The sequence below is a fragment of the Streptomyces sp. NPDC051315 genome, assembly GCF_044455165.1.
Taxonomy (GTDB): domain Bacteria; phylum Actinomycetota; class Actinomycetes; order Streptomycetales; family Streptomycetaceae; genus Streptomyces.
The window spans coordinates 304,108-314,544 of the sequence record NZ_JBITEN010000010.1; the positions used below are offsets into that span (position 1 = coordinate 304,108).

The following is a 10,437-nucleotide window of genomic DNA, read 5'->3' on the forward strand; positions in this document are numbered from 1 at the left end:
GGGCCTACCCCGAGACCCCGTCGGCCTCCGGCCGTGCATGGTCCTGCGCCGCCTGCCGCTGATCGCGTACGACGCCGTCGTCGCCCCTCAGGCCCTGGGCCGGCCCCTGGCAGCCCTGGACCACGGCGATACCGAGCGCCACGAGCAGCGTCACGACGACGAAGACGAACAGCCGCTGCCGCAGCAGCCGCGGATTGGCGGGCCGCCTCCCGGTCCCCGTGGGCCGCGGCGCCGGACGCCCGGACCCGCCCCGGGGCGTCGGCCGGTTGCCGCTGCCGGAGCGGGTGTTCCGTACGGCGGGCGTGTTCCGGGACGCGGGAGTGGACCGGCCCCCGGACCGTGACGACGACGGCACTCCACCGCGCCCGGCACTCCCGCCCCGCGACGTGCTCCCCCCGCGGGAAGTACTCCCGCCGCGGGAAGTGCTCCCGCCCCGCGAAGCGCTCCCGCCCCGCGACGGCACCGGCCCGCGCGAGGAGGGCCCCCCGCCCCGCGGCGCCGGTGTGCCCGGCTGGCGCTGTGTCCGCTCCGGATAGCTGTGCTCGGCCAGCCGCCCCGTCGGCCGGTCCGCCTCGCCGGCCCGTGGCACGGGCGGCCGGGGGTCGCCGAGTCCCTGGGCCTCGCGGGCCGCGATCTCCTTCAGGCGCAGCGAGAGATCGAGCGTGCTGGGCCGCTCCTCGGGATCCTTCGCCAGGCAGGCCCGGATCAGCGGGGCGAGGGCGTCCGGCACACTGTGCAGTTGGGGCTCCTCGTGCACCACCCGGTACAGCATCACCTCGGAACTGCCGTGCCCGAAGGGCGAGTCGGCCATCGAGGCGTAGGCGAGCGTGGCGCCGAGCGAGAAGACGTCGGTGGCCGGGGTGACCGCCGCGCCGCGCACCTGCTCGGGCGCCAGGAAACCGGGGGAGCCGACCGCCGTACCGACGTGCGTCAGCGTCGAGGCCCCCGTCGCCCACGCGATGCCGAAGTCGATGATCCGCGGCCCCTTGGGGGAGAGCAGGATGTTCGACGGCTTCAGATCCCGGTGCACGACCCCGGCCTCGTGGACCGCGACGAGCCCCTCCGACAGCGCGGCCCCGATCGACGCGAGCTCGGCGGCCCCGAGCGGACCCTCGTCGACGACCTTGTCGTGCAGAGAGGGACCGGGCACGTACTGGGTGGCGAACCACGGCCGGTCGGCGTCCAGATCGGCCGCGACCAGCCGGGCGGTGCACCCGCCCCTGATCCGTCGCGCCGCCGAGACCTCCCGCGCGAACCGCGACCGGAACTCCTGATCCTCCGCAAGGTCGGGCCGGATCACTTTCAGCGCGACCCGCTGCCCCTTCTTGTCGGAACCCAGATAGACGACACCCATCCCGCCCGCGCCGAGCCGTCGGTGAAGCTTGAACGAGCCGACGACGCGCGGGTCCTCGCGCCTCAGGCGCATCATCGCCATGTTCATCCCCGCTGCCCGGTCCGTGTGACGTGCCACAGCTTACGTTTCCACGGCCGTTCCCGCGCAGAGGCCGCGCCCTCTCGGCCCGATCGATTGTCAGTGCCGGGTGGGAGACTTGAAGGGTGGTCAGAGGGCCTGCGAACAGGCCTGCTTTGCCGACCCTGTGACCTCAACCACCTGTCACAGAAGGGGAATTGAACCCGTGAAGGGTGACCGAGTGGAGATAGTCGTCGACGCCGGCGACACGACACGGACCTACGAGGTGGTGGCCGGCAGGGCGGGCCGCCGCGTGGAGACGGCGGTACGCCGAGGGGTGGTGGAAGTGAGCGAAGTCACGCGTAACGGCACCATCGTCCGTACCGCCCGTTTCATGGCGAACAGGGTCCTCGCCCTGGTCGAGCAGCCGGTTCCCCGCACGGACAACTCGGAAAAGCCGACCGGTACCGGACGACCCCTCCGGGAAGACCCCGAGACCTAGGCCGTCTTCTCCACCCAGGGGAGTACTCCGCAGGTCACGGCTCATCCTCCGGGAGGCCCGGCAAGCGGTACGAGGGCATGACGACCGGCGCCCGCCCGGCGCCTAGATTTGAGGTCAAGCGGCGGGTGCAGCACTCGTCCCCCGAGGTCAGACACCCGCCGCTGCCAACGACAACGAAGAACGGTCAGGAGAGGGACCATGGCCCACACGGCACCGCGGACACTGATCCGCACGGAGGGACGCACCAGGCGCCCTCGCCGTACGGGCCGCCGCCACCCCCTGGTGGCGACGCTCATGGCCCTCCCCCTGGCGGTCCTGCTCCTCGTCGTCTTCGACGGCTGGGAGACAGTGGCCACACAGGCGTCGTCCGTGGGCGTGATGCTGGGGCGCTGAGCGGCGACCCCAGGCCCGGAAGAGCGGTCCGGGCGGGGACATCCACCCATGAAACCCCGTGGGGACGGGGGTGCGGCGGACGGCACAAATGCCGGCGCAGCTGGGGAGCTGCGCCGGCATTGCTCTGCCCGGACCCCGGACCCCGGACCGCCACGCCCGGCCACGACGGCGTGACCCTCCATGCCGCCCCCTTCCAACCAGGCAACGGGCGGCCGACCCTCAGCCGACAGTCGACAGCCGGTTGTGGGCGGTGGTGTCACCGGCCGGCAGACGTGGACGCTGTTCGGCCCTTCCGCCCCTCCCACGCAGCCACGGGCAGCCGTACCGCTTGGGGCGGCAGGGGTGGGCGCAGGCGCCACCCCGCCGGCGCCGACCGCGCCGCACCCGACAACCCCGGCCGGCTCTCCCCGCGTACGCTCGCCCCCAGATCCGCACGCCCAGGGAGCCCCATGACCGCCAACCCCCTGCTCACCGAGCTCACCCTCCGCGCCAGAGCGCAGGCCCACGCCGTCACGTCACCCTGTCCCTGCGGCGCAGCCACCCTCGCCGACCGCCCCGACGCCACCGTCGTCCGCCACGCCGACACCGTCGCCAAGGCGCACGCCCCGGACACCACCGTCACCGACCTGACCCCCCGCCTCACCGCCGCCGCACACCTCACCGATGCCCTCCTCCCTCCCCTCACCCCCGATCCCGCCCCTCTCCACGGCCGCCTCGTCACCTTCTGGCCGTACGGCACCCCGGTGGACCCGGACGACCCGGACGCCGCCCCCTGGGAAGCCGCAGGCACCCTCCTCGCCCGGCTCCACCGCACCCCCGCCCCTCTCCCGCTCCCCCCGATGCGCGGCCCCGCCAAAGCGGCCCACGCCGTGACCCGCCTCCGCGAGGCCGGCCCCCACGTCGCCACCGAACCCGTCCTGCACGCCTGGAGCCGCCTCCCCGCCTGGGCCCGCGCCGAGGCCCCCATGCCCGACACCACCACCCTCTGCCACGGCGACCTCCACCTCGGCCAGCTCGTCCGCCACCCCGCCCCCGACGGCCCGTGGCGCCTCATCGACGTCGACGACCTCGGCGTCGGCGTCCCGGCCTGGGACCTCGCCCGCCCCGCCGCCTGGTACGCCTGCGGTCTCCTGCCTCCCGAGGAGTGGAGCCGCTTCCTGACCGCGTACCGCGAGGCGCACGGCCCGGCCGTCCCCGCCGACGGCGACCCCTGGCCGGCCCTGGACGTCCCGGCCCGCGCCGTCACCGTCCAGACCGCGGCCCGTGCCGTCACGAAGGCGCTCGCCCAGGACCGTCCCCTGGACGAGGTCGAGCAGTCCCTCGTCGACGCCTGTGCGCGAATGGGGTCAGTGCCCCCGCAGTTGGCTCCAAGCTCCGCGAAGTAGGGTGCAACCGACCGCAGCCGGACAGAGTCTGTCCTGGCGATACGCGAAGCAGGACCGACCGGCGAGGAGTTGAGCCGAATCATGCAGTGTCCGAAGTGTCACGCTCCGATGCACACCTACAACCGCAACGGCGTCCAGATCGAGCAGTGCAGCAACTGCCGTGGGATCTTCCTGGACTACGGCGAGCTGGAGGCGCTGACCCGCCTGGAGTCCCAGTGGTCCCAGCCGGCCCCGCCGCCCCCGGCCGCCCCGCAGGCCTACCCGCCCGCCGCGCCCGCTCCCGCCTGGGGTGCCCCGCACGGCGGCCACGGCGGGCACTACGGCCACCAGCGCCACAAGAGCTTCGGTCGCATGCTCTTCTCCAGCTGACCCGGCGGGCTCGGCCCGGCGCCGGGCCCGCACACGGAGAAGCCCCCGGCCGCAGAGACGGCCGGGGGCTCCGGTGTGTGGACGATACTGGGATTGAACCAGTGACCTCTTCCGTGTCAGGGAAGCGCTCTCCCGCTGAGCTAATCGTCCTCGGGACCACGACCCGGAGGTCGTGAGTGCTGCGTGCGCGATACTGGGATTGAACCAGTGACCTCTTCCGTGTCAGGGAAGCGCTCTCCCGCTGAGCTAATCGCGCGGGATGATCCGAAGATCGAGATCCGAAGATCCAGTGGACGATACTGGGATTGAACCAGTGACCTCTTCCGTGTCAGGGAAGCGCTCTCCCGCTGAGCTAATCGTCCTTGGAGGTGGAGACGGGATTTGAACCCGTGTAGACGGCTTTGCAGGCCGTTGCCTCGCCTCTCGGCCACTCCACCAGGAGTGTAGGGGACCGGGAAGATCCCTACTTCCTTCGAGCGGACGACGAGGCTCGAACTCGCGACCTCAACCTTGGCAAGGTTGCGCTCTACCAACTGAGCTACGTCCGCCTGTCGTTTCGGTCCGCTTGCGCGTCCCGGCGACGTGTTGAACTCTAGCGGATTCCTGGGCCAGTACAAAAACGCGTTTGTGCAGCGTGCTGCGCTGCGTGCCGCCGAAGACCTGCTCAGGCCCCCGCCGGGACATCCGCGGACCGCCCCCGGGACACCCGCCCTAGACTCGACACCGTGCTCGACCTCCCTCCTCTCGCCCGCTTCGGCGACCGCGTCGCCACCGGCCTCGTCGATGTCACCGACGACCCCGCGGCCCTGGACTCCACCGGTTTCTGGGCCGTTTGCGCCGACTTCGAGGGCCGTCTGGTCTGCGCCCGTTTCGAGCACGTGCGCCGGGAGCCGGTGCCCGCACCGGTGCCGGGGCGCTGGCGGGGACCCGCCGCCGGTGACTGGACGTCGTCCCTCGACCGCGCCGCGTACACGGCCGGCGTGCGCCGCATCCGCGAGCACATCGCGGCCGGCGAGGTCTACCAGGCCAACCTCTGCCGCGTCCTGTCCGCGCCCGTCGCCCCCGACGCCGACGTGGACGCGCTGACCGCGATGCTCGCACGCGGCAACCCGGCACCGTACGCAGGAACGATTCGTCTGCCCGGGTACGGCGTGGAGGTCGCCACCGCCTCGCCCGAGCTGTTCCTCCGCCGCGACGGGCGGGTCGTCGAGTCCGGGCCGATCAAGGGCACCGGACGCACCGAGGCGGACCTCCTCGACAAGGACTACGCCGAGAACGTGATGATCGTGGACCTGGTCCGCAACGACATCGGGCGTGTGTGCGCCACCGGCAGCGTGACCGTCCCCGACCTGTGCGCGGTGGAGAAGCATCCGGGCCTCGTACACCTCGTGTCGACCGTCCGCGGCGAGCTCGGGGAGGGCGCGGGCTGGGCGGAGCTGCTCGATGCCGCCTTCCCGCCCGGATCGGTCACGGGCGCCCCCAAGTCCAGCGCCCTCAGGATCATCGACGCGCTGGAGACCGCGCCCCGCGGCCCGTACTGCGGCGGTGTCGGCTGGATCGACGCCGACCGGGGTACGGGCGAGCTGGCCGTCGGCATCCGGACCTTCTGGATCGACCGAGCGGAAGGCGTGCTCCGCTTCGGTACCGGCGCCGGTATCACCTGGGGCTCTGACCCCGAGGCCGAGTGGCGGGAGACCGAGCTGAAGGCGTCCCGACTCCTCGCGGTAGCGTCGGGGGCGTACGAGGTGGATGAAGGGACCCTGACGTGAAGATCTGGCTCGACGGCGGGCTGCAGGACAGCGAGTCCGCCCGCGTCTCCGTCTTCGACCACGGCCTGACCGTGGGCGACGGCATCTTCGAGACCGTGAAGGCGGTGGACGGGAAGCCGTTCGCGCTCACCCGTCATCTCGACCGGCTGACCCGCTCCGCACGCGGCCTCGGCCTGCCGGACCCCGACCACGGTGAGGTCCGCCGTGCCTGCGCCGCCGTCCTCGAGGCCAACCCGATGCCGCTCGGCCGTCTGCGCATCACCTACACCGGCGGCCACGGCCCGCTCGGCTCCGACCGCGGCGAACAGGGCCCGACCCTCGTGGTCGCCCTCGGCGAGACCACGCGCCGCCCCGACTCCACGGCCGTGATCACCGTTCCCTGGACCCGCAACGAGCGGGGCGCGCTCACCGGTCTGAAGACCACCTCGTACGCCGAGAACGTCGTCGCGCTGGCCCGCGCCCACCGACACGGGGCCTCCGAGGCGCTGTTCGGCAACACGGTCGGGCAGCTCTGCGAGGGCACGGGATCGAACGTCTTCGTCGTCCTCGACGGCGAGATCCACACTCCTCCGCTCGCGTCCGGCTGCCTCGCGGGCATCACCCGCGCGCTGGCGGTCGAATGGACCGGCGCCAAGGAGACCGACCTGCCGCTGGAGGTGCTCCAGCAGGCCGACGAGGTCTTCCTCACCTCGACGCTGCGGGACGTCCAGGCCGTACACCGTGTCGACGACCGCGAACTCCCGGGCACGGGGGGCCCGGTGACCGCCAAGGCGATGCGGATCTTCGACGAGCGGGCGGGCGACGACCTCGACCCGTAGGGTCCGCGGGCGAGGCCGTGCGGAGAAGCAGAAGCCGTACGCGGAGGAGAACCCGTACGTGGCGGCCGTGGGCGGTGACCGAACTCCGGGGCCGGGTCCAGCGGTCGTACATATTCGGCTGATCCGGAGCGCGGCAGCGGGTAGAACACCCGTGATGACCACGACCCTGCGGCCGACCGAGCCGCTCCAGCGTGCCACCGACGGGGCGCTGTCCCGCCGCTACCAGGTGTGCGTGAACAGCCGTCCCGTCGGAGGGATACACCTGTCGACGTCCGCCTCCTTCGGACCCCGCGTCGCGGAGATCAAGGACCTGCGCATCGACGAGCCGGACCGCGGGCGCGGCCGGGGCACGGTGGCCGCGCTCGCCGCCGAGGAGGTGGCGCGGGGGTGGGGCTGCCGGCGGATCGACGTCAGGGTGCCCGCCGACGCCGAGGCCGCACTGCGGCTGGCCACCGCGCTCGGGTACGTCCACCGCAACCGCGGCATGGAGAAACCCCTCGGCACCGTCGTACCCGAACTGCCCGCGGGCAGCCGGGCCAGGCCCATGACGGAGGCCGAGTTCGGGCGGTGGCACGAACGGGCCGTGCCCGAGTACGCCCGGGACTGGCTCGACCGGGGCGTGCCGGAGGACGAGGCGTGGGCCAAGTCCCGCCGGGACCACGAGGTGCTGCTGGCTCACGGTCTGGCGACGGAGAACATGCTGTTCAGCGTCCTGGAGCACGAGGACACCCGGGTCGGCGTGCTGTGGGTGTCGTTCGCCGACGACAAGGCGTTCGTCTTCGACGTCCGGACCGACGAGCCCTTCCGCGGCCGGGGCCACGGCCGGTCCCTGATGCTGCTGGCCGAGGCCCAGGCAACCGCCGCCGGCAAGCGCGCGATCGGTCTCAACGTCTTCGCCGGGAACACCCCCGCCGAGCGGCTCTACGAGTCACTCGGGTACGTGCCGGTGGGGTACTCGCTGTACAAGCACTTGCTCTGAGCCGGCCCGGGACCGGCTCACGCCCGCTCGGCCAGCAGCCGGTCCGCGATCTCCTCGACGCGCTCGCGCAGCCCCTCCTGGCTCTTGCCGCCGTCGAGACGCTCACCACCGATGACGTACGTGGGGGTACCGGTGACGCCGATCGCCTTGCCCTCGGCCTGGTCGGCGTCCACGATCAGAATGTGCCGGCCGTCGATGAGCGCGGTGTCGAACTCCTCGGCGTCCAGTCCGAGTTCCCCGGCGACCTCGACCAGGAAGGGTTCGCCCTTACGGTCCAGCTCCTCGACCCGGCCCAGCACCGCCTCGACGTACGGCCAGCCCTGACCCTGCTCCGCGGCCTCCTCGGCGGCCTGCGCGGCGGCGAAGGCGTGCTTGTGCTTCTCCAGCGGGAAGTGCCGCAGCCGCAGCTCCAGCCGGTCGCCGTAGCGCTCACGCAGGGTGCGCAGGTCGTCGAGGGCGCTGCGGCAGTCCGGGCACTGCAGCTCGCACCAGACGTCGAGGACGACGGAGGGACGGGCGGGGGAGGGGACGGCGGGTGTCGGGGCGGAGGCCGGGGAGGAGTCGCTCATGGCACCAGTCTCCCAGCCCGGGTCCGCCTGCCCCAATCCGGACCGACCGCACCGCCGGTGCGACGGCGTGCCGTTGCGACGCCGTGCCCGTACGGCACGCGCGCCGCTAGCGACGCGCCCCCGTACCTGCGGATGAGGGGACCCGGAGATGTCCCTGATGTCCGCTCGAGCCTTGGCCCGGGAGCGCCGCGCAGGTGCAGGATGGAGGGGACGGAGCGCCGCCGTGCCGTGGCGCCGAGCCTAGCCACCCCTGCCCGAGTGCGCCGCGTCTGGAGGCCCGGATGATTGCCGAGACCGTCTGTTCCGCCGTCGCCGCGGCCGGCCTGGGCGTCGCCGCGGTCACGGCCTACCGCAAGCGATTCCTGACGGCCACACGCATCGTGGCCTACGCGCTCGTTCCGCTCGGCCTGGTGATGACCGGGGTCGTCGAGTGGGCCGCCGGCACCGCCTTCAGCCCCGTGGCCTGGGCCGGCTTCGGTGTGCTCGGCGCCGCCTGGGCCCTCTTCGCGACCACCCGGGCCGTGGAACGCCGTCGCGGCGGCACCCGCAAGGAGCGCAAGGCGGCAGCGCGGTCCGCACAGGCCGACGCCGTCGCACCGGCCGCCTCGGCGCCGTCACTGGGGCAGGGCCCCCGGTCGGCCTCCCGGCCTGCCGCCGCCCCCCGGGCGACGGCATCCGACGACTTCAGCGACATCGAGGCCATCCTCAAGAAACACGGCATATGAAACGGTGTCGTACCCGACGGATACGACACCCGCGTCGGAGCCGCGGATGACACAGCCCCGCACAGGCCGGCCCCCTCACCGGTCCCCTCGGGCGTGAAACGACACACTCGAGCCGCACCCGCGCGGAAGTGATCACGGCTGGAACCGATTTCGCGGTTTTCGGCGTACACCCGCTCAATCCGGGCGCGGTGATCGCGTCGTGCGTCCTGCCTGCGTCATCATCGCCCGCGAGATGCTGGACACGACACAGAGCGACGCCGCGCCACCTCAGGACGAGCCGCGCGGATGCCTCTTCGCCCTTTCCCAGCCACCGCTGATGATCTTCCTTGCGGTGATCGGGTGTCTGCTGCTCATGGCTGCGCTGCACGATCTGCTGCTGCTGTGATCCGTACCCGCGGTCCCCGGCGCCACCCGCCGGGTCCGCGTCGGCATCGAAAACCTCGAATCGCGGCTTCACGGACCGCTCCCTTGGCATCAAGGTCTTGCCGGCCGACGGCCCTGGTCGCCCGGCCGTCAGACGGCCAGGACCTCACCCCGAGGGTTGTGCTTCACGCCGCAGGGATGGGCTTTCACACCCGAGGGCTGGGGGATACGCGCCCGACGGCACGGCGCACTTCCGCCCGACGGCCCGGTGCTCTGCCCGTCCGACGGCCGGGCGATCGGTCTCCAGGCGACGCGCGGCCGCGTGGCGCCTGGAGACCGGGCGCTCCGCGCCATCGGTGGGGTCGACCGGACGGGCGCGCGCGGGTCAGCCCGCGGCCTCCTTGCGGCGGGCTCGGTATGCGGCCACGTGGAGGCGGTTGCCGCAGGTGCGGCTGTCGCAGTACCGGCGGGAACGGTTGCGGGAGAGGTCGACGAAGGCGCGTCGGCAGTCCGGGGCCTCGCAGCGCCTTAGCCGCTCCTGCTCCCCGGCCACCACGAAGAAGGCCAGCGCCATCCCGCAGTCGGCCGCCAGGTGGTCGGCGATGGAGGCGCCGGGCGCGAAGTAGTGGACGTGCCAGTCGTAGCCGTCGTGGTCGGTGAGCCGGGGCGTGGTGCCGGCGGCGGCGACCAGCTCGTTGATCAGTCCGGCGGCGATACGGGCCTCGGACGCCGCGAAGATCCCCGCGAACCGCCCGCGGATCTTGCGCACCGCGGACAGGTCGAACTCGGAGAGCACGCCGACGTCACTGATGTCGTGCTTTTGTACGAAAATCTCGAGGGCGGCGACATCCGGCAGCCCGTCCGGAGAGGTGTCGTCCTCCGGTGCGGTGTTCACCAGATCGACCACGGCATCGAGCGCGCACCGGGTGTCGTGGGTGATCAGCACGTTTCGCTCCCTGGCCTGGGGGACGGGCGGGCGCCCGCCGATGCTGGCCGATGGTAGCCGCACCGGGCCGTCAAGCCACGGGGGGTCGACGCCCCGCATGCTCCGGGACACGCCGGGGGGGGGGGGGGGGGGGGGGGGGGGGGGGGGGGGGGGGGGGGGGGGGGGGGGGGGGGGGGGGGGGGGGGGGGGGGGGGGGGGGGGGGGGGGG

General features: G+C 72.9%; 12 protein-coding genes and 5 tRNA genes. 9 read left to right on the forward strand and 8 right to left on the reverse strand.

Annotated features, from left to right (window positions below; genetic code table 11):
- Nucleotides 1–4 precede the first annotated feature (4 nt).
- On the reverse strand, nt 5–1,441 hold the full coding sequence (locus ACIBBD_RS21265) for a protein kinase (protein ID WP_399421036.1): 1,437 nt from the start codon (nt 1,439–1,441) through the stop codon (nt 5–7).
- A 196-nt stretch (nt 1,442–1,637) separates the two neighbouring features.
- On the opposite strand from ACIBBD_RS21265, the gene ACIBBD_RS21270 reads away from it, so the two are divergent.
- The 4 genes from ACIBBD_RS21270 to ACIBBD_RS21285 all read left to right on the forward strand — a co-directional run bounded on the left by ACIBBD_RS21270 (nt 1,638) and on the right by ACIBBD_RS21285 (nt 4,060).
- Nucleotides 1,638–1,913 carry a hypothetical protein gene (locus ACIBBD_RS21270; RefSeq protein WP_399421011.1) on the forward strand — a complete coding sequence of 92 codons (276 nt, stop codon included), beginning with the start codon at nt 1,638–1,640 and terminating at the stop codon, nt 1,911–1,913.
- 198 nt (nt 1,914–2,111) lie between these two features.
- Nucleotides 2,112–2,306, forward strand: coding sequence for a hypothetical protein (locus tag ACIBBD_RS21275; RefSeq protein ID WP_399421012.1), 195 nt, complete (start codon nt 2,112–2,114; stop codon nt 2,304–2,306).
- Between the two features lie 449 nt (nt 2,307–2,755).
- Nucleotides 2,756–3,691, forward strand: coding sequence for a phosphotransferase family protein (locus ACIBBD_RS21280; RefSeq protein ID WP_399421013.1), 936 nt, complete (start codon nt 2,756–2,758; stop codon nt 3,689–3,691).
- Nucleotides 3,692–3,772: 81 nt separating this feature from the next.
- Nucleotides 3,773–4,060, forward strand: coding sequence for a zf-TFIIB domain-containing protein (locus tag ACIBBD_RS21285; RefSeq protein ID WP_399421014.1), 288 nt, complete (start codon nt 3,773–3,775; stop codon nt 4,058–4,060).
- A gap of 78 nt (nt 4,061–4,138) precedes the next feature.
- On the opposite strand, the gene ACIBBD_RS21290 is transcribed toward ACIBBD_RS21285, so the two are convergent.
- The 5 genes from ACIBBD_RS21290 to ACIBBD_RS21310 form a co-directional block, all read right to left on the reverse strand.
- Nucleotides 4,139–4,210: transfer RNA gene (locus tag ACIBBD_RS21290), tRNA-Val, on the reverse strand.
- Nucleotides 4,211–4,244: 34 nt separating this feature from the next.
- Nucleotides 4,245–4,316, reverse strand: a tRNA-Val gene (locus tag ACIBBD_RS21295).
- Between the two features lie 34 nt (nt 4,317–4,350).
- Nucleotides 4,351–4,422: transfer RNA gene (locus ACIBBD_RS21300), tRNA-Val, on the reverse strand.
- A 1-nt stretch (nt 4,423) separates the two neighbouring features.
- A tRNA-Cys gene (locus ACIBBD_RS21305) sits at nt 4,424–4,497 on the reverse strand.
- A 38-nt stretch (nt 4,498–4,535) separates the two neighbouring features.
- Nucleotides 4,536–4,608 (reverse strand) — tRNA-Gly (locus tag ACIBBD_RS21310).
- Nucleotides 4,609–4,785: 177 nt separating this feature from the next.
- Here ACIBBD_RS21310 and ACIBBD_RS21315 point away from each other — a divergent pair.
- The 3 genes from ACIBBD_RS21315 (at nt 4,786) to ACIBBD_RS21325 (ending at nt 7,626) form a co-directional block, all read left to right on the forward strand.
- Nucleotides 4,786–5,829: a chorismate-binding protein gene (locus tag ACIBBD_RS21315; protein WP_399421015.1), complete on the forward strand. Its 1,044-nt coding sequence runs from the start codon at nt 4,786–4,788 to the stop codon at nt 5,827–5,829.
- Nucleotides 5,826–6,647 (forward strand): aminotransferase class IV, encoded by an 822-nt coding sequence (locus ACIBBD_RS21320; protein ID WP_399421016.1) that lies wholly within the window; start codon nt 5,826–5,828, stop codon nt 6,645–6,647. Before ACIBBD_RS21315 ends, ACIBBD_RS21320 begins: the two co-directional genes overlap by 4 nt.
- Nucleotides 6,648–6,801: 154 nt before the next feature.
- Nucleotides 6,802–7,626, forward strand: coding sequence for a GNAT family N-acetyltransferase (locus tag ACIBBD_RS21325; RefSeq protein ID WP_399421017.1), 825 nt, complete (start codon nt 6,802–6,804; stop codon nt 7,624–7,626).
- Between the two features lie 17 nt (nt 7,627–7,643).
- On the opposite strand, the gene ACIBBD_RS21330 is transcribed toward ACIBBD_RS21325, so the two are convergent.
- Entirely contained in the window at nt 7,644–8,195 is a 552-nt protein-coding gene (locus ACIBBD_RS21330; protein WP_399421018.1) for a DsbA family protein, read from the reverse strand.
- 281 nt (nt 8,196–8,476) lie between these two features.
- Here ACIBBD_RS21330 and ACIBBD_RS21335 point away from each other — a divergent pair, with 281 nt between their 5' ends.
- Nucleotides 8,477–8,920, forward strand: coding sequence for a hypothetical protein (locus ACIBBD_RS21335; protein ID WP_399421019.1), 444 nt, complete (start codon nt 8,477–8,479; stop codon nt 8,918–8,920).
- A 199-nt stretch (nt 8,921–9,119) separates the two neighbouring features.
- Nucleotides 9,120–9,305, forward strand: a complete 186-nt coding sequence (locus ACIBBD_RS21340) for a hypothetical protein (protein ID WP_399421038.1) — start codon at nt 9,120–9,122, stop codon at nt 9,303–9,305.
- A gap of 363 nt (nt 9,306–9,668) precedes the next feature.
- Here ACIBBD_RS21340 and ACIBBD_RS21345 read toward each other — a convergent pair whose 3' ends face one another.
- Nucleotides 9,669–10,229: a CGNR zinc finger domain-containing protein gene (locus tag ACIBBD_RS21345; RefSeq protein ID WP_399421020.1), complete on the reverse strand. Its 561-nt coding sequence runs from the start codon at nt 10,227–10,229 to the stop codon at nt 9,669–9,671.
- Nucleotides 10,230–10,437: the final 208 nt, after the last annotated feature.